Genomic DNA, 22983 nt, shown 5'->3' with positions numbered 1-22983 from the left:
AAGTGTTTGGTGAAGTCGGTTGCATGGAATCAACGCCATGGCCGGCATCTGAGGGAGATTTAAATGGACTTCAGTGGTTTCGGTATTGCGATTGGTGCGCTTGCCTTTCTGGTGTTGGTGCTTCTTATCAAAGGCATCCGGACAATCCCGCAAGGCTACAATTATACGGTGGAGCGCTTTGGTCGTTACACCAAAACACTAAGCCCCGGCCTCAACCTCATCGTGCCGTTCGTCGACCGTATCGGCGCCAAGATGAACATGATGGAACAGGTGCTCGACGTTCCGAGCCAGGAAATCATCACCCGCGACAACGCCATAGTCGGTGTCGACGGCATCGCCTTCTACCAGATCCTCAATGCCGCGCAGGCCGCCTATCAGGTCGCCGGCCTGGAGAACGCCATCCTCAACCTGACGATGACCAACATCCGTACCGTGATGGGCTCTATGGACCTCGACGAACTCTTGTCCAACCGCGACGCCATCAACGAGCGGCTGCTGCGCGTCGTAGACGAAGCGGCACACCCGTGGGGCATCAAGATCACCCGCGTCGAGATTAAGGACATCAATCCGCCGGCCAACCTCATCGAATCGATGGGCCGGCAGATGACGGCCGAACGTAACAAGCGTGCGCAGATCCTTGCCGCCGAAGGTCTCAAGCAGTCGCAGATCCTCGAGGCCGAAGGCCGCAAGGAAGCCGCCTTCCGCGACGCCGAGGCGCGCGAACGCTCAGCCGAGGCCGAAGCCCGCGCTACCCAGGTTGTGTCGGAAGCCATCTCCAAGGGTGACGTGCAGGCGCTCAACTACTTCGTGGCGCTGAAATACACCGAAGCGATGGGCAAGATCGGCACCGCCAACAACAGCAAGGTCGTGCTGATGCCGATGGAAGCCTCGGCGCTGATCGGCACGCTCGGCGGCATTAGCGAGATCGCCAAAGAGGTGTTCCGCAGCGAAGGCACCGCCGGCGCCGCGCGGCAGGCTGCCCGCCCTCCGGTGGTTCGCCCGAGCGAGAACTGAGATCAGACGAGAACTGAGGTCATAGGAGCTCACTCCGATGTTCGACCGCATCATTTCCGAACTTGGCCCGTGGAACTGGATGGTTCTGGGCTTCGTCCTCCTGGTGATGGAGGTCATAGCGCCTGGCATCTTCATGCTGTGGATCGGCATCGCCGCGCTGTTGATCGGCGTGGTTTCCCTGCTGATCTGGGACGCAAGCTTCTGGACCTGGGAAGTCCAGGTCCTCGCCTTCCTGGCGCTGTCGCTGGTCTCGGCCTTCGCCGGCAAGAAGCTGGTTGGCGGGCGTCATGACGCGACCGACCAGCCGCTGCTCAACCGCCGCGGCGCACAGATGGTCGGCAAGATGGCTACCCTTGCCGAACCGATCAAGGATGGTCGCGGTCGCATAAAACTCGGCGACACGCTGTGGCGCGTCTCCGGTCCTGACCTGCCGGCTGGTACACAGGTGCGCGTCGTCAGTTCCGCCGACACCGATCTGGAACTGACGGTCGAGGCCGTTTGAACGCTTGAAAGCGCGCAGCGCTTTCGGAACGGAAAAACAGGGCGCGTCGCGTAGGGATTTGATGCGCCCTTATTTTTTCAGGCGGCGCCGATCCGCAACAGATCATGCAGGTGGACCAGCCCGACGGGCCGCCTGCCCTCGACCACCATCAGGCTGGTTATGGCCGAGTTGTTGATGGTCTGTAGCGCCGTCGCCACCAGGGTGTCGGGTGTGGCGGTCTTCGGCTTTTTCGTCATCACCTGATCGACGCTCATCTCCATGAGATTGCTGCCGATGTGGCGCCTGATGTCGCCATCGGTGATGATGCCGACCAACGCGCCGTCAGCCGCTGTGATGGCCACGCAGCCGAAGCCCTTGTTCGACAGCTCCAGGATCGCCTCGCGCATGCCGGTGCCCGAAGCCACCAACGGCAGCCTGTCGCCGACATGCATAATCTCATGGATCTGGGTCAGATTGGCGCCGAGCTGGCCACCGGGATGGAAGGTGCGGAAATGGTCGGGGGTGAAGCCGCGCGCTTCGAGCAGCGCGATGGCCAGCGCATCCCCGACCACCAGTTGCAGCAGCGTCGATGTGGTCGGCGCCAGGCCGTGAGGGCAGGCTTCCGGTACCGATGGCAGAAGCAGCACCACGTCGGCCGCGCGCGCCAGCGCCGAAGTCGCGCCGGAGGTGATGGCAATCAGCGGGATCGAAAAGCGCCTGGAATAGGCGACGATGCCCATCAATTCCTTGCTCTCGCCGGACCACGACATGGCGATGATGGCATCATCCCTGGCGATCATGCCGAGGTCGCCATGATTGGCCTCCGCCGGATGGACGAAGAAGGCGGGCGTGCCGGTCGAGGCGAGCGTAGCAGCGATCTTGGAGCCGATATGGCCGCTTTTGCCGACGCCGGTGACGATGACGCGGCCATCGATGCGCGAGATAATGTCGACGGCGTGCGCGAAGGGTTCAGCCAGTCCGTTTTCCAGCGCGGCGGCCAATGCCGCCAGGCCGGCCTGTTCCGTGGCTACCGTTCTCAGCGCCGAGGCGATCGAAGCCTTCAAAGACTTCTTTTCTGGGGATCCCGCATGCATGGCTGATGCGCTTAGCGCGTTGCCGTTCGCCTGTCCAACAGAATTGCCGTCCGGCCAGGTCTGACAGGCACCCCTTCAACCTCCCGTTAACCATCCCCCTTTACGGTTCGGTAAGTATGGCGCGCTTGCGCCGCGCAAGCAGTGGTGACGATGTCGCGGGCCCTTCCTGAAAAGAAAAAAGGTCGAACGGGCAGAGCCTTTTGCGCTCTGCTCTTGGCGACGAGCATGCTCGCTCTGCTGCGGCCAACTGCGCTTTATGCCCAGGAAACCGAGCTGCGCGGTGAAGTCTCGGAATCGGCGATCCTGTCCGATCAGCAGCGCCGGGCCAGGCAATTGAGCAAGGCCAACACACAGGTCAAGCCGGCGCCTGCCGACACCGCCCCCACGGAGAACACGCCAACCGCCTATGTGCCGGCCAGCGATGGCGCCTTACCGGACGACACCGACCCGTCACAAGCCGGCGCAAACAGCATTTTCGACCCGCCGCAAGCCACCGACGATTCGTTCGCCGACCAACCGCCAACCGTCCAGCCACGCCGGCCGTCGACGGCAAAGCAACGCGCCGTCGATGCGGACAAGACCAAGGACAAAACCAAGGCTGCCGACAAGAAGAAGCCTGGCCAGGCCACGGACTCGACCACGACCGGAACAACGCCGACCGACACGACAGACGACACCGAGCAGGATACGGCCAACCGCCGTGCCCTCACCGTCGATAGTGTCGACCGGCAGAAGCTCGACCCTGGCGCCGAGCGTACCGATGCCATCGAAGGCCAGAAGAAGAAGCCCGAGGACGACCCCTACGCGGCAACCGGCATCAAGGTTGGCTCCTTCCTGCTGCGGCCGACGCTGGAGCAAGGCGTTACCGTCACGTCGAACGCCGATTCCAGCTCCGGCGGCAAGTCGGCGGTGCTGTCCGAAACGGCGCTGCGTTTCTCTGCCGCCTCCGACTGGCGCGAGAATTCGGCTGTCATCGACGGCTACGGCAACTTCCGCAACACCATTTCGGGCCAGAAGATCAACGAGGGGCGCGGTCGTATCGAAGGCACACTCAATGTCGACCTCGACAATGAACTGCGCGCCATCGCCAAACTCGGCTACGAGATTGCGCCGGAATCGGCCTCCTCGCCCGACGCCATTGCCGGCGTCACCTCGCAGCCGATACGCCAGACCGTCGACGGCAGCCTCGCGGTCAAGAAGGATGTCGGCAAGCTCCGCTTCGGGCTGACCGGCGCGGTCTCCCACGATATCTATGGCGACGCGAAGCTGACGGACGGCACCGTGTTGTCGCAGAAGGATCGCGATTCCACCCTCTACACCGCGACCTTGCGCACCGGTTACGAGATCTCGCCCGCCATCACGCCTTTCGCCGAAGTCGAAGTCGGCCGACGCGCCTATGATCTGCGCGTCGATTCAAGCGGCTTTGAACGGTCGTCGACGCGGCTTGGCGCGCGCGCCGGTGTCGAAGTGGACATGGGCGAGAAACTGGCCGGCGAATTCTCCGCCGGCTGGCTCCGGGAAGCGATCGACGACAACCGGCTGGAGGCGAATTCGGGGGCGTCGGTGAATGCCGACCTCAAATGGTCGCCCGAACGCGGCACCATCATCGGCCTCACCGCGCAAACCTTGATCGAAGGCAGCACGACCGCCAATGAGAGTGGCGACCTCCTCTATTCCGGCCGCCTCACCGGCGAGCGGCAGATCCGCGCCGACCTGACCGGCAACGCCGCCCTTGGCCTCGACTGGCGCGACTACACCGGCTCCGACGGGCATGACCTGACGCTGAGCGCCGAGGCCGGGCTGACATGGTGGCTGAACCGCTATGTCGGCCTCACCAGCCGCGCCCGCACCGAAAAGCTGACCAGCAATCTGCCCGGGCGCAACTACACCGCCAACAGCGTCTATTTGGGGCTGAAATTGCAGCGTTAGCTACAAGGCGACGCCGCGGCGCTCGGACGGCTTCATCTCGTCGAGCAGCGTGCGGATGACGCCGGCCATGTTTTCGTTCATGTCGCTGCGCCACAGCGCGAAGGCGACATTGGCCTCGACGAACCCTTCCGGCGACCCGCAGTCGAAGGTGCGGCCCTGATAGTGGTAGCCAAAGAAAGGCTGCTGCTTTTCCAGCTTCAGCATCGCGTCGGTAAGCTGGATCTCGTTGCCGGCGCCCTTTTCCTGGCTTTCGAGGATCGTGAAGATCTCGGGCTGCAGGATGTAGCGGCCGTTAATGTAGAGATTGGACGGCGCAGTGCCGGTCTTCGGCTTTTCGACCATCTCGGTGATGCGGAAGCCGTGATGCGTGTCCTCGCCGCGGCCGACAATGCCATATTTGTGGGTTTCGGCCGGATCGCATTCCTGCACGGCGATGATGTTGTTGCCGGTCTCCTCATAGAGCTCGACCATGGCCTTCATGCAGCTCTTTTCCGACTGCATGATCATATCGGGCAAGAGAAGAGCGAAGGGCTCGTCGCCGACGAGTTCGCGCGCGCACCAGACGGCGTGGCCGAGGCCCATCGGCACCTGCTGGCGGGTGAACGAGGTCTGCCCTGGTGCCGGCTGCAGCCGCTGCAGGCGGGCCAGCTGCTCGTCCTTGCCGCGCTGGGCGAGTGTGTCGTAGAGCTCGAACTGGATATCGAAATGGTCCTCGATGACCGCCTTGTTGCGGCCGGTGACGAAGATGAAATGTTCGATGCCAGCCTCGCGCGCCTCATCGACGACATACTGGATGACCGGCCGGTCGACGACGGTCAGCATTTCCTTGGGGATGGCCTTGGTGGCCGGGAGGAACCGCGTGCCGAGACCGGCGACCGGGAAAACTGCCTTGCGAACTCGCTTCATACGTCAATTATCCGTTTGATTGCCTGCTCCGCAATCCCGTTTCGAGACATTTTCACGCCGAAATCGAGGATTACGAGCTGCTGGTGAGAACTTCCAGTGCCTAAAGCATCGACGTGTCTTTTCGTTCCCGACGGCACCTATGGTAAACTAATTCCTAACCCGGTTCGGCGATGAATGGTCTTTCCTGAGATAAAGAAGGGGGAAAAGATGTCCGTTCGCAATGCCGCAAAACGTTTTACCAGCGTCATGACGGCAGCCAGCCTCTCGCTCGCCTTGCTGATGCCTGCCGGGCCGGCCTTTGCCGATGCCGGTTTCCGGCAATGGGTCGCCGGTTTCCGCGCCACCGCTGTGGCCGGCGGTGTTTCCGGCGCGGTCTACGACCAGGCGTTCCGCGGCATCAACGAACCCGACCCGGTGGTGCTGGAAAAGGCCCGCACGCAGCCTGAGTTCAGCGCGCCCGCCTGGGACTATTTCGACAACCGCGTCCATGACCAGTCCGTTGCCGTCGGCCAGCAGATGGCCAAGAAATGGAAGCCGTGGCTGGACCGGATCGAAGCGAGGTTCGGCGTCGATCGCTACATCCTGCTCGCCATCTGGTCGATGGAATCGAACTATGGCGAGATCCTCAAGCGCGACGACATCATGCGCAATGTCATCCGCTCGCTGGCGACGCTCGCCTATGGCGACCCGAAGCGTTCGAAATTCGCCCGCACCCAACTGGTCGCCGCGCTGAAAATCCTGCAGACCGGCGACATCGACGAAAGCCACCTGATGGGCTCCTGGGCCGGTGCCATGGGCCAGACCCAGTTCATCCCGACCAGCTATCAGCATTATGCCGTCGACATGGACGGCAACGGCAAGCGTGACATCTGGAATTCGATCCCCGATGCGCTGGCGACATCAGCCAATCTGCTGAAGAAGAATGGCTGGCAAGGTGGCAAGACCTGGGGCTATGAGGTCACCATTCCGGCCGGCAAACTGCCCGCTGGCTCGAAGACGCTGGCGCAGTGGCAGGCGCTCGGCGTCGCCAGGGCCAATGGCAAGCCGTTCAGGAACGCAACCGACAAAGCGACGCTGAAAGTGCCGGACGGCCGCGGCGGACCGGCCTTCCTGATGATCAAGAACTTCTCCGTCATCAAGGCCTACAACAACGCCGACAAATATGCCCTCGCCGTCGGCCTTCTTGCCGACGAAATCGCCGGCTCTAGTGGTCTGGTGCAGGACTGGAAGCGGCCTTTCACCAAGCTGTCCTTCGAGGAAAGGCAGGAGTTGCAGAAGCGGCTTTCGCAGCACGGGCTTTACGACGGCAAGTTCGACGGCAAGATCGGTGACGGCACGAAAACCGCCATCATGACCTATCAGGCAAAGGTCGGCTTGACCCAGGACGGGTATCCGAGCATGGAAGTGCTCAAATGGCTCAGAAAGAAATAGGGCCAGCTGCAGTGCAGCGCATTTGCGACGCGCAAGGGACGCTGTAGCATCGATCTGCGCATGATCCCTGCGAGGGTCATGCACAAAGGGATGGAGAGGGAGCTTGGTTTCGGCAGCGCGTATCCGTGTGATCGTTTTCCGCTTGCCGATCCTCGTTCTGGCCATCGTTGTCCTGGCGACGGGAGTCGCCGGCACTTTCCACACACCGGCTTTTGCGCAGGAACAACCGCAGGACCGCGGCTGGTCGCTGCGCGACCTGTTGTTCCCGCGCCGCAGCGAACGCATCGAGCCGCCGCTCGACATCCGAAAGGCAAAGCCGAAGCTCAAGAAAAAGCCCCGTGCGCCCGTTGAACCTGCCGTTCCGATTGTCGAGAAGGCGCCGGATTCCCGCGTCATCCTGGTGATCGGCGATTTCATGGCGAGCGGCCTTGCCGAGGGCCTCGACACCGCCTTTGCCGCCAACCCCGCTATCAGGATCGTCGAGCGCGCCAACGGCTCGTCAGGCTTCGTGCGTGATGACGTCTACAACTGGCCCGAACAGGTCAAATCGCTGATTGAGGCCGAAAAGCCGGCAGCGGTGGTCGTCATGCTCGGCTCCAACGATCGCCAGCAGATGCGCGTCAACGATGTGCGCGAACAGCCGCGATCGGGGAACTGGACCAAGGAATACGAGCGCCGGACCGAGGCGTTGGGCGAGGCGCTGGCGTCGACCAAAGTGCCGTATCTGTGGGTCGGCATGCCGGCCTTCAAGGCGCCGAAGATGACCTCCGACATGCTCGCCTTCAACGACATCTACCACTCGGCGGCCGAGAAGAATGGCGGCGAATTCGTCGATGTCTGGGACGGGTTCGTCGACGAGAACGGCGCCTTTGTCACGACCGGTCCCGATATAAACGGCCAGGCCGTGCGGCTGCGTTCCGACGACGGCATCAACGTCTCGAAGGCCGGCAAGCGCAAGCTCGCCTTCTACACCGAAAAACCGCTGGCCAAGATCCTCGGTCTGGCGGCGCCGGGCAGCGTGGTGACCGCTGCCGCGCCCGCCGGCGCCCCGGTCGAGGCGCCGTCGCTTCCGGCCGCCCCCATCGTGGTCGATCGCACGGTTCCGATGCTGCTCAACGATCCGGCGCTTGATGGAGGCTCCGAACTTCTCGGCGCGGCGGCTGTGCCCAAGGCCAATCCGGATCTGCCGGGCGAAAAACTCATCCTCCAGGGCAAGGCCCCCGAGGCGTCGCCCGGCCGCGCCGACGATTTCTCCTGGCCGCCGAAGGCACAGCCGCCGGCGACAGCAGCGGCAACGCCCGATGCGACGACGGCAACTCCTTGACCGACGTTCCCGCCTAACGGCAATTCCGCGCCAAGCCGAACAATGGCATTATTGGCCGAAGTCAAAGTCGGGGGCGAATATGTCGGCAACGGGCTACGCATTGCTTGGGTTCGTGAGTTGGACCCTTTTGTTGCTCACATGGATGGAGATCTTGCGCACGCACCTCGTACTGAGCGGCCGCATCCTCGCCAATGGATTCGCGCCGGATAACGCAGGTCTTTCGCCCTTTTTGCGGCGGCTTGCGCGAGCCCACGCGAATTGCATCGAGGGACTCCCAATCTTCGGAGGTCTCATGGCCTTGGCCATGATGACTTCGCGGACCGGGATCACCGACCCGCTTGCATACTGGTTTCTCGCCGCGCGGCTGGTCCAGTCGGCTATTCATTTGGTGTCGACCAGTCCAAACGCGGTCAAGGCTCGATTTTCCGCGTTCGCGGCTCAGATGGTTATCGGCCTCTATTGGGCGGTGAAGCTGCTAATCAGCTAGCTTCAGCGTGGCAGCACCGTCGAGCCCATCAGCGCTTCGTCGATCGAGCGTGCCGCCTGGCGGCCTTCGCGGATTGCCCACACCACCAGCGACTGGCCGCGGCGCACGTCGCCGGCAGCGTAAAGCTTGTCGACGCTGGTCTTGTAGTCGCGATCGTTGGCTTCGACATTCCTGGAACGGCGGTTGTCGGTGACGATTTTCATCTCACCTTCCAGCTCCTTCGCCACGCCCACGCCAGCCGGTCCGGCAAAGCCGATGGCGATGAAGGCGAGATCGGCGCGGATGACGAATTCGGTGCCGGCGATCGGCTTGCGCTTCTCGTCGACCTCGCAGCACTTCACACCGGTCAACTGGCCGTCTTCGCCGATGAATTCGAGCGTCGCCACCTGGAATTCGCGCTCGGCGCCTTCGGCCTGGGAGGAAGAGGTCCGCATCTTGGTCGCCCAGTAGGGCCAGACCGAGAGCTTGTCTTCCTTCTCCGGCGGCTGCGGGCGGATGTCGAGCTGCGTGACGCGCACCGCCCCCTGGCGGAAGGCGGTGCCGACGCAGTCGGAAGCGGTATCGCCACCGCCGACGACGACGACATGCTGGCCGCCGGCGATGATGGGATGCGACGGCCACGCCACCGACTGGATCGGCTCGCCGCCAACGCGGCGGTTCTGCTGCACCAGATAGGGCATGGCATCATAGACCCCGCCGAGATCGTCGCCCGGAATGTTGGCCGGGCGCGGCGATTCCGACCCGCCGCAATAGAGCACCGCATCGTATTCGGCGAGCAGCTCGGCGACTGGCTTGTCGACGCCGACATTGACGCCGCAATGGAAGGTCACCCCCTCGCCCTGCATCTGCTCGATGCGGCGGTCGATATAGTGCTTCTCGATCTTGAAGTCGGGAATGCCATAACGCATCAGCCCGCCGGGGCGGCTTTCGCGCTCGTAGACGCTGACCTCATGCCCGGCGCGGCCAAGCTGCTGCGCGGCGGCCATGCCGGCCGGGCCGGAGCCGATGACCGCGACCCGCTTGCCGGTCTTCTTTTCCGGCGGATAGGGCCGGATATGGCCGGTCTCGTAGGCCTTGTCGGCGATCGCCTGCTCGACCGTCTTGATGGCGACCGGAATGTCCTCGAGATTCAGGGTGCAGGCTTCCTCGCAGGGGGCGGGGCAGATGCGACCGGTGAATTCGGGGAAATTGTTGGTCGAATGCAGGTTGCGGATCGCATTGTCCCAGTCGCCATTATAGACGAGGTCGTTCCAGTCAGGGATCTGGTTGTGGATCGGGCAACCGGTCGGCCCGTGGCAGAACGGAATGCCACAATCCATGCAGCGCGCGGCCTGTTTCTCGACCTCTTTGTCCGACATCGGCAGCGTGAACTCGCGGAAATGCCGGATGCGGTCGGAGGCCGGCTGGTACTTGTGTACCTGCCGGTCGATTTCGAGAAAGCCTGTTACCTTGCCCATAGTCCAGTTCCTGCTGTCCAGATGGTGCGGGGTTCGCCGCACCCGTTAACCCCTTGAGGCAGCCATGGCAACCTTGCATCCGAGGTCAAACTGTCGCTGAAAGTTCCGCCGGGAAGCCTGGGCCTCCCGGCAAGTTCAAAAGCCTATTCCGCTGCCACGCCCATGCGCATGCGTTCCATCTCGATCAAAGCGCGGCGGTATTCGACCGGCATGATCTTGCGGAATTTCGGCCGGAATGTCGTCCAGTCATCGAGGATCTCGCGGCCGCGCACCGAACCCGTGAAATGCACATGGTTCGAGATCAGCTGGTAGAGCCGTTCCTCGTCATGGCTGGTCATGTCGCCGGAGACGTCGACGCGACCCTTGTGGTCGAGGTCGCCGCCATGGTGCAGCAGCCTTTCCATCAAATCGTCCTCTTCCGGCACCGGCTCCAGCTCGACCATCGCCATGTTGCAACGCGCGGCGAAATCGCCGGCTTCGTCCAGCACATAGGCGACGCCGCCCGACATGCCGGCGGCGAAGTTGCGGCCGGTCTGGCCGATGACGACGACGATGCCGCCGGTCATGTACTCGCAGCCATGATCGCCGACGCCTTCGACGACGGCGGCCACACCCGAGTTGCGAACGGCGAAGCGTTCGCCGGCGACACCGGCGAAATACGCCTCACCCTCGGTGGCGCCGTAGAGCACCGTATTGCCGACGATGATCGATTCCGCCGCGACGATCTTGGACTCTTCCGGCGGCCGGATGACGATGCGGCCACCCGACAGACCCTTGCCGACATAGTCGTTGGCGGCGCCGACGAGATCGAACGAGATGCCGCGCGCCAGGAAGGCGCCGAAGGACTGGCCGGCGGTGCCCGTCAGCTTCACCTGGATCGTGTCTTCGCGCAGGCCCTTGTGCCTGAAACGCTTGGCCACTTCACCCGACAGCATGGCGCCGGTCGAACGGTCGACATTGCGGATGTCGACCTCGATCTTGACCGGCTGCTTGGCCTCGAGCGCGGGCTTCGCCAGCTCGATCAGCTTGCGGTCGAGCACATCGTCGATCGGGTGCTTCTGCCGCTCGGTCCAGTGTATGGCTTCATGCGGCGCGTCCGGCTTGAAGAACATCTTGCCGAAATCGAGCCCGCGCGCCTTCCAGTGCTGGATCATCTCGCGCTTTTCCAGAAGATCGCTGTCGCCGACGATCTGGTCGATATGGGTGAAGCCCATTTCGGCGAGCAGCCCCCTCACCTCTTCCGCGACGTAGAAGAAGAAGTTGATGACATGCTCGGGCGTGCCCTTGAAGCGCTTGCGCAGCACCGGGTCCTGCGTCGCGACGCCGACCGGGCAGGTGTTGAGATGGCACTTGCGCATCATGATGCAGCCGGCCGCGATCAGCGGCGCGGTTGAGAAGCCGAACTCATCGGCGCCGAGCAGCGCGCCGATGATGACGTCGCGCCCCGTGCGCAAGCCGCCATCGACCTGCAGCGCCACGCGCGAGCGCAAACCGTTGAGCACCAGCGTCTGGTGCGTCTCGGCAAGGCCCATTTCCCACGGGCTGCCGGCATGCTTGAGCGAGGTCAGCGGCGACGCGCCGGTGCCGCCATCATAGCCGGAGATGGTGATGTGGTCGGCGCGCGCCTTGGCGACGCCTGCCGCAACCGTGCCGACACCGACTTCCGACACCAGCTTAACCGAGACGTCGGCCGCCGGGTTGACGTTCTTCAGATCGTAGATCAGCTGCGCCAGATCCTCGATCGAATAGATGTCGTGATGCGGCGGCGGCGAAATCAGGCCGACGCCGGGCGTCGAGTGCCGGACCTTGGCGATGGTCGCGTCAACCTTGTGGCCGGGCAGCTGGCCGCCCTCGCCGGGCTTGGCGCCCTGCGCGACCTTGATCTGCATGACGTCGGAATTGACGAGATATTCGGCCGTGACGCCGAACCGGCCCGAGGCGACCTGCTTGATCGCCGAGCGTTCCGGGTTCTTGCCGCCGCCGGGCAGCGGCAGATAACGGTCGGCTTCTTCGCCGCCTTCGCCGGTGTTCGACTTGCCGCCGATCTGGTTCATGGCACGCGCCAGCGTGGTGTGCGCTTCGCGCGAGATCGAGCCGAACGACATCGCCCCGGTCGAGAAGCGCTTGACGATGTCGGCTGCGGACATGACCTCGTCGAGCGCGACCTTCTTGCGGCCGGTCTCTTCCGCGAGCTTGATCCTGAACAGGCCACGAATGGTCTGGGCGCGGGCCGTCTCGCTGTCGATCTGCGCCGAGTATTCCTTGAACGTCTCCCACGACCCCTGGCGCACGGCGTGCTGCAAGGTGGCGACCGCGTCGGGCGACCACATATGGGCTTCGCCGCGCATGCGGTACATGTACTCGCCGCCGACCTCGAGGCTGTTGCGCAGCACCGGATCGTTGCCGAAACCGTCGGTGTGGCGGCTGAGCGTCTCGGCCGCAACCTCGTCCAGGCCCACACCTTCGATCAGCGTCGCGGTGCCGGTGAAGTACTTCTCGACAAAATCCGACTTCAGCCCAATGGCGTCGAAGATCTGCGCGCCGCAATAGGACTGGTAGGTCGAGATGCCCATCTTGGACATCACCTTGAGGATGCCCTTGCCGATCGACTTGATGTAGCGCGAGACGACTTCGTAGGCGTCGACCTCCGCCGGCAGTTCGCCGCGCTTGTGCATGTCGAGCAGCGTGTCGAAGGCGAGGTAGGGATTGATCGCCTCGGCGCCATAGCCGGCGAGGCAGCAGAAATGATGCACTTCGCGCGGCTCGCCGGATTCGACGACCAGACCGACCGCGGTGCGCAGGCCCTTGCGGATCAGGTGGTGATGCACCGCCGCCGTCGCCAGCAGCGCCGGGATGGCGATGCGGTCCGGACCGACCTGGCGGTCGGACAGGATGATGATGTTGTAGCCGCCGGCGACAGCTGCTTCCGCCCGCTCGCACAGACGTTCGACGGCACCCTGCATGCCGGCCGCGCCCTCGCTCGACCCATAGGTGATATCGATCGTCTTGGTGTCGAAACGGTCCTCGGTGTGGCCGATCGAGCGGATCTTTTCCAGATCGCCATTGGTCAGGATCGGCTGGCGCACTTCGAGCCGCTTGCGGCGCGAATTGCCGACCAGATCGAAGATGTTCGGCCGCGGTCCGATGAACGACACCAGGCTCATCACCAACTCCTCGCGGATCGGGTCGATCGGCGGGTTGGTGACCTGGGCGAAGTTCTGCTTGAAATAGGTGTAGAGCAGCTTCGACTTGTCCGACATCGCCGAGATCGGCGTGTCGGTGCCCATCGAACCCACGGCTTCCTGGCCGGTGGTCGCCATCGGCGACATCAACAGCTTGGTGTCTTCCTGGCTGTAGCCGAACGCCTGCTGGCGATCGAGCAAGCTGACATCCTTGCGCAGCGCGCGCGGTTCAACCGGCTTCAGATCCTCCAGGATCAGCTGCGTGTTGTTGAGCCAGGTCCTGTAGGGGTGCCTGGTCGCGATCTCCGACTTGATCTCCTCGTCGGAAATGATGCGGCCCTTGGCGAGGTCGATCAGAAGCATGCGGCCGGGCTGCAGCCGCCACTTCTTGACGATCTTCTCCTCCGGCACCGGCAGCACGCCGGCTTCCGAGGCCATGATGACGCGATCGTCGTCGGTAACGATGTAGCGCGCCGGGCGCAGGCCGTTGCGGTCGAGCGTGGCGCCGATCTGGCGGCCATCGGTAAAGGCGACCGCGGCCGGCCCATCCCATGGCTCCATCAGGGCTGCATGGTATTCGTAGAAAGCCTTGCGGTCGGCATCCATGAGCTTGTTGCCGGCCCAGGCTTCCGGGATCAGCATCATCATGGCGTGGCTGAGGCTGTAACCGCCCTGGAACAGGAATTCGAGCGCATTGTCGAAGCACGCAGTGTCGGACTGGCCGTCATAGGAGATCGGCCACAGCTTCGAGATGTTGTTGCCGAACAGCTCGGAATCGACCGAGGCCTGGCGCGCCGCCATCCAGTTGTTGTTGCCGCGCACCGTGTTGATCTCGCCATTATGGGCGACCATGCGGTAGGGATGCGCCAGCTTCCACGACGGGAAGGTGTTGGTCGAGAAGCGCTGGTGGACGAGGATCAGCGCCGTCTCGAAACGCGGATCCGACAGATCCTTGTAGTAGGCGCCGACCTGATAGGCCAGGAACATGCCCTTGTAGACGATGGTGCGTGCCGACAGCGACACACAGTAGGCGCCGATATCCCTGTTGTTGTTCTCGGCGTAGATGCGGCCGGAAATGACCTTGCGCAGCAGGTACAGCCTGGCCTCGTATTCCTCGTCGTCGGGAATGTCGGCCGTGCGGCCGATAAAGACCTGGCGATGGAACGGTTCGGATGCCGCGATATCGGGTGCCTTCGACAGCGATGAATTGTCGACCGGCACGTCACGGAAACCGAGCAGCGGCAGCCCCTCGGACTGCGCCGATTCGGCGATGATGTCTTCGATATGGGCGCGCATTGCCGCGTCCTGCGGCATGAACCAGTGGCCGACGCCGTATTGGCCCGCCGCCGGCAGTTCGACGCCCTGGGCCGCCATCTCCTCGCGGAAGAAACGGTCCGGAATCTGCACCAGCACGCCGGCGCCGTCGCCCATCAGCGGATCGGCGCCGACGGCGCCGCGATGCGTCAGGTTTTCGAGCACGAACAGCCCGTCCTTGACGATCTGGTGCGACTTGACGTTCTTCATGTTGACGATGAAGCCGACGCCGCAGGCGTCATGCTCGTTGCGCGGATCATAGAGACCCTGCGCCGCCATACCATTGGTGGTTCGGCCGCCATTGGTCAGGCCAGTGGTAATGGATGGATTTTTAACGGCTGCCGCTTTCGTCTGCGCGGCCTGGCCGGTAATCGCAGATGGCGTCAGTTCCGTCATCGTCCTGTCCTCCGTTCCGGCCCCTGGCACTTCTTGCGTTTGGGGCGCTGGTCTACCTTGGGAAGCGACTGGCTTCCGCTCTCATTCTTGCGGCACGTCTTGCGAAATCCTTGGCGAACCGAGCGATGCGCCGCCGGCTCGTATCCGGTATCGTACAGGCCACAGCCGAGCCGTCTACCCGTCGCTCGCGGCAACGGCCGGAGTGGCCCAAATGATACGCCAATCCAGCCTGACTTGTGCGACAAAATAAGACAGCACTACTGTCCTAAATTTTTATGGCAGAAATCCCGGGCACACACAAGACCGATTCACAAAAATCTTGGACGTTTGGCGACAGAAAATTACGCGACGCGCAGTCGAAACGAAAACTTCGGTCCCTGCACGCCTTCGTGATCAGCCGCTGGCTTTACCGCTTTTTCAGCCCTTGGCCCTTGCGCGTCAAACCCCGAAGCAGCCATGGTCGCGCTCCTTTTCGCAATTAGACATGGACTTTCCGAATGTTCTTTGCATCCGACAACTGGGCGGGCGTCCATCCCGATATCTCGGCCAACCTGACCCGCCATGCTGCCGGCATCGCCACCGCCTATGGCGATGGCGACCTCGACCGCGCCCTCTACAAGCGCTTCAACGAGATTTTCGAGCGCGAGGTCGCGGTCTTCTTCGTTGCCACCGGCACGGCGGCCAACGCGCTGTCCATGGCGTCGTTGAACCGGATCGGCGGCGTCGCCTTCTGCCATGCGGAAGCGCATATGAATGTCGATGAATTCGGCGCCGCGGGTTTTTACACCGGCGGCGCGCGTATGTCGCCCGTCCCGGGACCTCTGGGGCGCATCAATCCGCAGGCGCTCGACCAAGCCATCAAGCGCTATTCGCGGGACCTCGTCCCCGCCGGCCAGCCGATGGCAGTGACGATCACCCAGGCGACCGAGGTCGGCACCGTTTACACCGTCGACGATGTCAAGGCGATCGCCGAGGTGGCTCGCCGTCACAAGCTGCCGCTGCACATGGATGGCGCGCGCTTCGCCAACGCCGTTGCGGCGACAGACATCAGCCCTGCCGAAATGACCTGGAAGAGCGGTGTCGACATCATCTCCTTCGGCGGCACCAAGAATGGCTGCTGGATGGCCGACGCGGTCGTCGTCCTCAACCCCGACGTGGCGCGCGACCTGCGCCTGCTTCGCCAGCGCGCCGGGCAAACCTTCTCCAAGGCGCGCTTCATCTCGGCCCAGTTCGAGGCCTATTTTGCCGACGATCTGTGGCTGAGGATGGCGCGCCACGCCAATGCGATGGCCGCAAGGCTGGCCGCGGCGATCGAGGACGCGCCGGCCGGCCGGCTGGCCTGGCTGCCGCAGGCCAATGAAGTGTTCGCCATTCTCGACGGCAGCAAGGCGGAAAAAATGCAAGGCGACGGCGCCAAATTCTACGAATGGGGCGTGCCGCAAAGCTTTGACGGCCACCTCGGCGACAATGAAGCGATCTACCGCTTCGTCGCCAGCTTCGCCACGACCGCTGAAGAGGTCGACCACCTCGGCCACATGATTGCCTGAGCTTTTCCGATGACCAAGCCACCTCTCGGCTCAACCATGCGGCTGGTTCGCCCGGCGCCAAACGTGCTGGGCTTTTACGATGGTCGCATCGACGGCGTTCGCGCCTGGTCGGACGAGCCGAACTGGCTGGACGACGGTGCCTATGCCCTCGGCATCTGCACCTATGCCGTTGTCGACGGGCCGCACGCGCTTGTCTACGACACCCATATTTCGCTACCGCACGCGCGCACTATCAGGCAGACGCTCGAAGCCATGGGCGTCAGCTCGATCCGGGTCGTGCTCAGCCACTGGCATGACGATCACATTGCCGGCAATGAGGTGTTTCAGGATTGCGAGATCATCGCCAACACACTCACTGCCTCGGCGCTGGCGAACAACCGAACGGAGATCGAAGGCGGTGTTCCGCCGATCAAGCCGCTCGTGCTGCCGAACAGGACCTTCGAAGGTAGTCTTGACCTCACCGTCGGATCGATCGCCGTCGAGTTGCGCCAGGTCGAAATCCACAGCCATGACGGCACGGTGCTGTTCATGCCCGAAACCGGCCTGCTGCTGGCGGGCGACACGCTCGAGGACCCGATCACCTACGTCAGCGAGGCGGATCGTCTGGCGCAACATCTGGTCGATCTCAAGCGCATGGCCGGCTGGCCGATAGACCGCATCCTGCCCAATCATGGTTCGCTCGAAGCTATAGAACGAGGCGGCTACGACAAAGGCCTCATCGCCGCCACGCAAGCCTACGTCCAAAAACTGCTCCGCTGCCGGCACGAGCCCGATCTGGCGAAGCAGGATTTGAAAACCTTCGGCGCCGACATGTTCGCCACCGGTGCGGTAGAGTACTTCGCGCTATACGAACCCGTTCATCGGCAAAACGTCGAGGCCGTGCTCGCAACCGGCACCGGCCGCTAGGCCAAGAAAGGCCGCACCAACAACTCCAGGCCAAGCAGGATCAAAAAAATCAGGAACCAACTCCGGAAGGTCGCCGGGCTGATCCGCTGCCGCAGCAACTGTCCCAGCCACATGCCGAGCAGCGCCGGCAGGACCGCCAGCGACGCCATCGCGATATGCTCGACCTGGAAGGCGCCATGCGAGGCAAGGCCGGCGGCAAGCGCGATGGTCGATACGGTGAAGGAAAGACCGAGCGCCTGAATCAGGTCCTCGCGGTTCAACCCCAATGCCTGGATGTAGGGCACCGCAGGGACGACGAACACGCCGGTGCCGCCGGTAACGAGGCCGGTAAGAAAACCGACAATGGGCGACGACCAGCGTTCGGCCGACATCGGGACCGTCAATTGCCGCGCCAGCAGCGTATAGACGGCATAGACGATCAGCGCGGCACCGAGGCCGGCGGTCGTCCATTTGACGTTGTCGCTGGCCAGCAGCCATGAGCCGGCCAGCGTGCCGGCAACGATGCCGATCATCATCAGCCATAGCCGCTTGAGGATCGACGCGAAGCTCGGTCCCGCGAACAGCTGCCAGAAGTTGGTGACGAAGGAGGGCACGATCAGCAGCGAGGCCGCGGCGACCGGCGGCATGATGGTGCCGAGCAGGCCCATTGCCAGCGTCGGCAGGCCCATGCCGGTAACGCCCTTGACGAGGCCGGCGAGCAGGAAGGTGACGGCAACGGTGGCTGTCAGTGTCAGCGAGAAATCAGACATCGCCCTTCATGGGAAGGCAGCGCCTGTTCCAAAAGAGCCAGAACTCCCGGTTCTGGGTGACACAGATTCCGCGCAACAAAAAAAAGCGGCGCCTCGCGGCGCCGCTTTCGTCTCGGGAGGAGACGCTTCTATTTCTGGGCGTTACTACGTCCCTTGGGCGTGACCCGCCGTCTTGATTACGCGGCGTTCTTGGCCTCGATCTGCTTGGCCTTCTCGGAGCTCGCGGTAATCGCGATCTTGCGCGGCTTCAGCTCCTCGGGGATGTTGCGGGTGAGATCGACGAAGAGCAGGCCATTCTTCAGCGTGGCGCCCACAACCTCGACATGGTCGGCAAGCTGGAAGCGGCGCTCGAAGGAACGCGAGGCAATGCCGCGATAGAGCAGCTCGGAGCCTTCGCCATTGCCCTCTTCCTTGCGCTCACCCTTGACGGTCAGCACGTTGCGGTGGGCTTCGATCGAGATCTCTTCATCCGAAAAGCCGGCAACCGCCATCGAGATGCGATAGGCGTTCTCGCCGGTGCGCTCGATATTGTAGGGCGGATAGGTCTGCGCGCCATCGGGCTGGGCCAGCGAGTCGAGCATCGTGAACAGGCGGTCGAAGCCGACGGTCGAGCGATAGAGCGGGGAAAAATCAACGTGACGCATGAGGTGTTCTCCTGTTGAGCAACATGGTTTGCGTGTGGCCGCTACGAAACCCTGAAAAAGGCGTTTCGGGTGGACCAGCAGCCCCGACATCGGCGGCTGCATCCAACATTTGGGGAGCGCAAAAGCGCATTTCAAGGATTTTTGAACAGCTGTGAATTGAGGCGTCGATGAACGGCAGATGAACCGCCGCTTCGGCGCCCGTTCAGCCGGCCGGGGCTAGAGTGCACCCAGGATCAAGAACCAGGCGGCGCTGGAAGAAGGCGCCGCGACCAGGCCGAACCGGGTGTAACGTCCCTTCCTCCCGGATCGACAGAGGCCGGAAGCACGCCGCCGCAGGCTGCTTCCGGCCTTACTCGCTGTTCGTCCGCCCCTTGGCGCCCCTCCCTTTGCTTTTCATCCATTGGCGTCTATCACCATGCCGACGCCCTGCCGGGCGAGACACCACCAAACGCAAGCGCCGAATGACGGACCTCTTCCACCCCACGCCAGGCAATCCGCCGCCGCAAAATATCGCCGGCGGCTTCTTCACCACGCGCGACGGCAAGAAGATCCGCTACGGCCTGTTTGCCGCGGTCACCCGGCCGCTGAAGGGCACGGTCGTCCTGCTGCCCGGCCGCAACGAGTGCATCGAGAAATATTTCGAGACCATCCGCGACCTTACCGATCGCGGCCTCGGCGTCGCCACGCTCGACTGGCGCGGCCAGGGCGGTTCGGACCGGCTGATCCGTGACCCGCAACGCGGCTATGTCCGCTCCTTCTACGACTACACCGGCGACCTCGAACAGTTCTTCGAGGAGATCGTGCTGCCCGACTGCCGCGGCCCGTACTACATCCTCGCCCATTCGGCCGGAGCCGTGATTGCGCTGCTCGCCGCGCCGTCGATGGTCAACCGGGTACGCCGCATGGTGCTGATCGCGCCATTCCTGACGGTGCCCGATTTTCCGCTGTCTGTAAAAACGGTGCGCCGCGTCTGCTCGCTCTTGTGCTTTCTCGGCCTTGGCCGGCTCTATGCCGCCTGGGGGCCCAGGCCCAGGCAGACCCTGCCCTTTGCCGTCAACAAGGTGACATCGGACCCTGAGCGCTATCAGCGCAACACGAAAATCTACGAGGACTATCCACAACTGGCGCTCGGCGGCCCAACGATCCGCTGGCTGCGGGCCGCCATCAAGGCAAGCGAAGCCATCAGCGAGCCGGACTTCATGGCGAAGATTCAGGTCCCCCTCCTCATGATCGCCGCCGGCGCCGATCAGGTCGTCTCGACCAAGGCCGTGGAAGCCTACACCAGGCGTCTGCGCGTCGGCTCGCTGCTGATGATCGACGGCGCCAAGCACGAGATCCTGCAGGAGGCCGATGTCTATCGCGAACAGTTGCTCGCCGCCTTCGACGCCTTCATTCCAGGCCAGGACGACCCCACTGACTGATGCCGCCAGCGCCGCAGGGTGCGGCGCCTTGAGCTTACGCCTGCTGACAGCCTTCTGTCAGGAGGACCGCCCGGCAGCGCCAGCAGCACGCAAAGAGCTAAAGATTCTGACAGCCGGTGCCGCGCCGGAATGATTATCTCTCCGCGTCGAACTGAACGCCAAGGAGATGACATCATGACCGAGAAAACCTGCGCTGCCTGCGATTGCCAGCTGGACGCCAACCCGATCCGCGTCAAGGTCGGCGGCAAGACCGTCGAGGTCTGCTGCGAGGAATGCGGGATTGCATTGAACGAAGCCGGCGCCTCGGTGGCCGGCGCCTCAGTGGTCGGCAACGGGGAGGCATGAGCGATGCGCCCCGATCATGCAACGATGGTGCACCTGGCACAGGCACCCACACCCCAATCCGCGACCTTCTGGCGGTCCTTGCAAACACAAGGCATCGCGGCGGCCAATTGGGTCGACCGTCAGTTGTAGAGACGTCGAAGCCGGCTTGCCTTGCTCGAAATGACCGACGAACAGCTCAAGGACATTGGCCTGTCGCGCGGAGAGGCCCACACGGAATATATGCGCCGCTTGTGGGACTGAGCCGGGCTGTTTTGCGAAAACTCTGACAGGTGAAGTCTCCTGACAGGTCTGGGCAGGCCGATCGCCTAAAGTGCCGGAATAGCTTCCGGCGCGAAGGGAACGCAGCGGCCATGTCTCAATTCACGGTACAGACGCTCCTGGACACCGGCACCGTCAGGGTAAGGGACGTCGTCTGCAGCGGCGAATGCCGGCACAAGAGCGAAGAAGAATGCACCGCCGCCACGCATCTGGTGTTTCCCTATCGCGGTGTCTTCGTGCGCCATGTCGGCCGCAACGATGCGGTCGCCGAAGCCAACCAGTTGCTGTTCTTCAATGAGGCCGAGCCCTATCGGATCAGCCACCCGGTCAAGGGTGGCGATTCCTGCCTCGATCTCGTCATCGAGGAGGCGCAACTGCAGGAACTGACGCCGAAGGAGCAGCTGCGCTCGGGCAGTGCGCTGTCGTTTCGCCGCCAGCGCCGCCGCATCGACCCGCGGGCCCAGGCGCTGGTGGCAGTGCTGCGCCACAGCCTGAGCCGCAACATTGCCAACGCTGGAGGCAGAAACCCTGGCGCTGACGCTGGTGCGGCGCTCTCTCGGCGAACGCACCTCGCATGCCGCAGGTGCCAGCGCCGGCCGGCAGAAGCTGGTCGACCGCGCCAAGCTCGTCCTGTCCTCGGATCTGTCGCGGCGCTGGACGCTCGCCGAGATTGCCGCCGAAGTCGGCGTCTCGCCGGTTTATCTCACACAGGTTTTTCAGCAGGTCGAGGCGATGCCGCTCTACCGCTACCATCTGCGCCTGCGTCTGGCGCGCGCGCTCGACCTTTTGGGCCGCTGCGACAATCTGACGACGCTCGGCATGGACCTTGGCTTCTCCAGCCACAGCCATTTCAGCGCGGCGTTCCGGCAGGTCTATGGCCGAACGCCGGCGGAATTCCAGCGTTCGATCACGCCGCGTTGACCAAAGCAATTCCAGGAAATGCGTGGAGCGGTTTTCCCGGGAAAAGCGCGCAGCGCTTTCCCTAGGGGATTGCGTCAAAACAACTGAAATATCAGCCGCGCAGCGCCGCCATCGCCGCCGCGTGAAGTTCCGGCGTCGCCGCGGCCACTATGTCGCCGCCCTTCTCCGCCGGGCCGCCGTCGAAGGTGGTGACGACGCCGCCGGCCTTTTCGATAATCGGGATCAGCGCCACGATGTCATAGGGCTTCAATCCGGGATCGGCGACGATGTCGACGGTGCCCGAGGCGATCATGGCGAAGGCGTAGCAATCGGCGCCATAGCGGACGAGCTGGACCTCTTTTTCGAATTTGTCGAAGCGCGTGCGCGCCTCGCCCTTGAAGAGCGCCGGCGTGGTGGTGAACAAGGTCGCCTCGTCGAGCTTCGTCGTCTTGCGGGTCGAGAGCTTCCGCGGGCCGCCCGGGCCCTCATAGTGGGAGCCGGAAGCGTTGGCGTAGAACAGCTCGCCGGTGAAGGGCTGCGCCATCATGCCGGCGACAGCGTCACCGTCGACCGTGAGACCGACCAGCGTCCCCCATACCGGCAGGCCGGAAATGAAGGCGCGGGTGCCGTCGATGGGATCGATAACCCAGACATGCCGGCTGGAAACGTTCTCGCTGCCGTGCTCTTCGCCCAAAATGCCGTGATCGGGATACTCGGCCGATATCAGCGCCCGGATGGCGCGTTCCGTCTCGCGGTCGGCTTCCGTGACCGGATCGAAACTGCCTTTTTCCTTGTTGGCCACCGCGCCCTGGGCGCGGAACCGCGGCAAGGTTTCAGCCGCCGCCGCTTGCGCGATCCGGCGCATGAAATCGATGCTGATGTCCACCTGATTCTCCTGCATTGCAGAGTGCCCGACCCGGTCTGCTGGCACTTTTGCGCCAAAACAAGCCGGTTTATCGATTTATCACTGAGATAACTGTTGCCAAAATATCACATCAGTGCCACCGAAGCGCAATTTCCACATCAGAGTGAATTAAAAAAGGGTGGAGTCGGTTGACATTTGTGCATCGCACAATAAATTTGTTCTCGGACAGGTTTTCCTGTCCATGCCCTCCTTGGGCGTTTCCTCCCTAGACTTCGACCGTGTCGTGCAAACGATGCGGTCTTTTTTTACGCCGCCGCATGGCTGGCGGGATCT

General features: G+C 63.2%; 17 protein-coding genes and 2 pseudogenes. 12 read left to right on the top strand and 7 right to left on the bottom strand.

What is annotated here, in order from left to right; all coding sequences use genetic code 11:
* Positions 1-63 precede the first annotated feature (63 nt).
* Entirely contained in the window at positions 64-1014 is a 951-nt protein-coding gene (locus tag AC1D1L_RS24555) for an SPFH domain-containing protein (protein ID WP_112559280.1), read from the top strand.
* A gap of 37 nt (positions 1015-1051) precedes the next feature.
* On the top strand, positions 1052-1516 hold the full coding sequence (locus AC1D1L_RS24550) for an NfeD family protein (protein ID WP_112559279.1): 465 nt from the start codon (positions 1052-1054) through the stop codon (positions 1514-1516).
* 77 nt (positions 1517-1593) lie between these two features.
* Here AC1D1L_RS24550 and AC1D1L_RS24545 read toward each other — a convergent pair whose 3' ends face one another.
* Complete coding sequence (locus AC1D1L_RS24545) at positions 1594-2589, bottom strand: KpsF/GutQ family sugar-phosphate isomerase (RefSeq protein ID WP_477344012.1); 996 nt, start codon at positions 2587-2589, stop codon at positions 1594-1596.
* 150 nt (positions 2590-2739) lie between these two features.
* Here AC1D1L_RS24545 and AC1D1L_RS24540 point away from each other — a divergent pair, with 150 nt between their 5' ends.
* Complete coding sequence (locus AC1D1L_RS24540; RefSeq protein WP_477344011.1) at positions 2740-4518, top strand: outer membrane beta-barrel protein; 1779 nt, start codon at positions 2740-2742, stop codon at positions 4516-4518.
* On the opposite strand, the gene galU is transcribed toward AC1D1L_RS24540, so the two are convergent.
* Positions 4519-5424, bottom strand: a complete 906-nt coding sequence (galU, locus tag AC1D1L_RS24535) for a UTP--glucose-1-phosphate uridylyltransferase GalU (protein WP_112559276.1) — start codon at positions 5422-5424, stop codon at positions 4519-4521.
* Between the two features lie 207 nt (positions 5425-5631).
* On the opposite strand from galU, the gene AC1D1L_RS24530 reads away from it, so the two are divergent.
* The 3 genes from AC1D1L_RS24530 (at position 5632) to AC1D1L_RS24520 (ending at position 8666) form a co-directional block, all read left to right on the top strand.
* Positions 5632-6855: a lytic murein transglycosylase gene (locus AC1D1L_RS24530; protein WP_477344009.1), complete on the top strand. Its 1224-nt coding sequence runs from the start codon at positions 5632-5634 to the stop codon at positions 6853-6855.
* Between the two features lie 103 nt (positions 6856-6958).
* Positions 6959-8179 (top strand): SGNH/GDSL hydrolase family protein, encoded by a 1221-nt coding sequence (locus AC1D1L_RS24525; protein WP_477344008.1) that lies wholly within the window; start codon positions 6959-6961, stop codon positions 8177-8179.
* Between the two features lie 79 nt (positions 8180-8258).
* Complete coding sequence (locus AC1D1L_RS24520) at positions 8259-8666, top strand: MAPEG family protein (protein WP_477344006.1); 408 nt, start codon at positions 8259-8261, stop codon at positions 8664-8666.
* 2 nt (positions 8667-8668) lie between these two features.
* Here AC1D1L_RS24520 and AC1D1L_RS24515 read toward each other — a convergent pair whose 3' ends face one another.
* Positions 8669-10123, bottom strand: coding sequence for a glutamate synthase subunit beta (locus AC1D1L_RS24515; RefSeq protein WP_477344005.1), 1455 nt, complete (start codon positions 10121-10123; stop codon positions 8669-8671).
* Positions 10124-10266: 143 nt separating this feature from the next.
* The gene (gene gltB / locus AC1D1L_RS24510; RefSeq protein WP_477344004.1) at positions 10267-15015 is read right to left on the bottom strand and encodes a glutamate synthase large subunit; all 4749 of its coding nucleotides are present in this window, start codon (positions 15013-15015) and stop codon (positions 10267-10269) included.
* Between the two features lie 497 nt (positions 15016-15512).
* On the opposite strand from gltB, the gene AC1D1L_RS24505 reads away from it, so the two are divergent.
* Together AC1D1L_RS24505 and AC1D1L_RS24500 are read left to right on the top strand one after the other, a co-directional pair.
* Positions 15513-16562, top strand: coding sequence for a threonine aldolase family protein (locus AC1D1L_RS24505; RefSeq protein ID WP_477344003.1), 1050 nt, complete (start codon positions 15513-15515; stop codon positions 16560-16562).
* 9 nt (positions 16563-16571) lie between these two features.
* Positions 16572-17468 (top strand): MBL fold metallo-hydrolase, encoded by an 897-nt coding sequence (locus AC1D1L_RS24500; RefSeq protein WP_477344002.1) that lies wholly within the window; start codon positions 16572-16574, stop codon positions 17466-17468.
* Here AC1D1L_RS24500 and AC1D1L_RS24495 read toward each other — a convergent pair.
* Both AC1D1L_RS24495 and AC1D1L_RS24490 read right to left on the bottom strand, forming a co-directional pair.
* Entirely contained in the window at positions 17465-18217 is a 753-nt protein-coding gene (locus AC1D1L_RS24495) for a sulfite exporter TauE/SafE family protein (RefSeq protein WP_477344001.1), read from the bottom strand. The genes AC1D1L_RS24500 and AC1D1L_RS24495 overlap by 4 nt on opposite strands.
* Before the next feature lie 176 nt (positions 18218-18393).
* Positions 18394-18861 (bottom strand): Hsp20 family protein, encoded by a 468-nt coding sequence (locus AC1D1L_RS24490; RefSeq protein WP_112559269.1) that lies wholly within the window; start codon positions 18859-18861, stop codon positions 18394-18396.
* A gap of 461 nt (positions 18862-19322) precedes the next feature.
* Between AC1D1L_RS24490 and AC1D1L_RS24485 the strand changes: the two genes are divergently transcribed.
* The 4 genes and pseudogenes from AC1D1L_RS24485 to AC1D1L_RS24470 all read left to right on the top strand — a co-directional run bounded on the left by AC1D1L_RS24485 (position 19323) and on the right by AC1D1L_RS24470 (position 21806).
* Complete coding sequence (locus AC1D1L_RS24485; protein WP_477344000.1) at positions 19323-20282, top strand: alpha/beta fold hydrolase; 960 nt, start codon at positions 19323-19325, stop codon at positions 20280-20282.
* Positions 20283-20456: 174 nt separating this feature from the next.
* Positions 20457-20627, top strand: a complete 171-nt coding sequence (locus AC1D1L_RS24480; protein ID WP_477343998.1) for a hypothetical protein — start codon at positions 20457-20459, stop codon at positions 20625-20627.
* Positions 20628-20768: 141 nt separating this feature from the next.
* Positions 20769-20867, top strand: a pseudogene (locus AC1D1L_RS24475) (DUF1127 domain-containing protein); the annotation flags it as partial.
* Positions 20868-20977: 110 nt separating this feature from the next.
* Positions 20978-21806: pseudogene (locus AC1D1L_RS24470) on the top strand (helix-turn-helix transcriptional regulator).
* A 91-nt stretch (positions 21807-21897) separates the two neighbouring features.
* Here the strand turns inward: AC1D1L_RS24470 and hisN are convergent.
* Complete coding sequence (gene hisN / locus AC1D1L_RS24465; RefSeq protein ID WP_477343997.1) at positions 21898-22671, bottom strand: histidinol-phosphatase; 774 nt, start codon at positions 22669-22671, stop codon at positions 21898-21900.
* Between the last annotated feature and the right edge of the window lie 312 nt (positions 22672-22983).

The sequence above is a fragment of the Mesorhizobium sp. P2_D6 genome (assembly GCF_056404315.1).
This window is presented reverse-complemented; position numbering and strand designations above follow the sequence as displayed.

Excerpts from the sequence above, each read along its gene's own strand:
- AC1D1L_RS24555 (WP_112559280.1), top strand. The coding sequence starts at position 64 with ATGGACTTCAGTGGTTTCGGTATTGCGATTGGTGCGCTTGCCTTTCTG.
- AC1D1L_RS24550 (WP_112559279.1), top strand. The coding sequence starts at position 1,052 with ATGTTCGACCGCATCATTTCCGAACTTGGCCCGTGGAACTGGATGGTT.
- AC1D1L_RS24545 (WP_477344012.1), bottom strand. The coding sequence starts at position 2,589 with ATGCATGCGGGATCCCCAGAAAAGAAGTCTTTGAAGGCTTCGATCGCC.
- AC1D1L_RS24540 (WP_477344011.1), top strand. The coding sequence starts at position 2,740 with ATGTCGCGGGCCCTTCCTGAAAAGAAAAAAGGTCGAACGGGCAGAGCC.
- galU (WP_112559276.1), bottom strand. The coding sequence starts at position 5,424 with ATGAAGCGAGTTCGCAAGGCAGTTTTCCCGGTCGCCGGTCTCGGCACG.
- AC1D1L_RS24530 (WP_477344009.1), top strand. The coding sequence starts at position 5,632 with ATGTCCGTTCGCAATGCCGCAAAACGTTTTACCAGCGTCATGACGGCA.
- AC1D1L_RS24520 (WP_477344006.1), top strand. The coding sequence starts at position 8,259 with ATGTCGGCAACGGGCTACGCATTGCTTGGGTTCGTGAGTTGGACCCTT.
- AC1D1L_RS24515 (WP_477344005.1), bottom strand. The coding sequence starts at position 10,123 with ATGGGCAAGGTAACAGGCTTTCTCGAAATCGACCGGCAGGTACACAAG.
- gltB (WP_477344004.1), bottom strand. The coding sequence starts at position 15,015 with ATGACGGAACTGACGCCATCTGCGATTACCGGCCAGGCCGCGCAGACG.
- AC1D1L_RS24505 (WP_477344003.1), top strand. The coding sequence starts at position 15,513 with ATGTTCTTTGCATCCGACAACTGGGCGGGCGTCCATCCCGATATCTCG.
- AC1D1L_RS24500 (WP_477344002.1), top strand. The coding sequence starts at position 16,572 with ATGACCAAGCCACCTCTCGGCTCAACCATGCGGCTGGTTCGCCCGGCG.
- AC1D1L_RS24495 (WP_477344001.1), bottom strand. The coding sequence starts at position 18,217 with ATGTCTGATTTCTCGCTGACACTGACAGCCACCGTTGCCGTCACCTTC.
- AC1D1L_RS24490 (WP_112559269.1), bottom strand. The coding sequence starts at position 18,861 with ATGCGTCACGTTGATTTTTCCCCGCTCTATCGCTCGACCGTCGGCTTC.
- AC1D1L_RS24485 (WP_477344000.1), top strand. The coding sequence starts at position 19,323 with ATGACGGACCTCTTCCACCCCACGCCAGGCAATCCGCCGCCGCAAAAT.
- AC1D1L_RS24480 (WP_477343998.1), top strand. The coding sequence starts at position 20,457 with ATGACCGAGAAAACCTGCGCTGCCTGCGATTGCCAGCTGGACGCCAAC.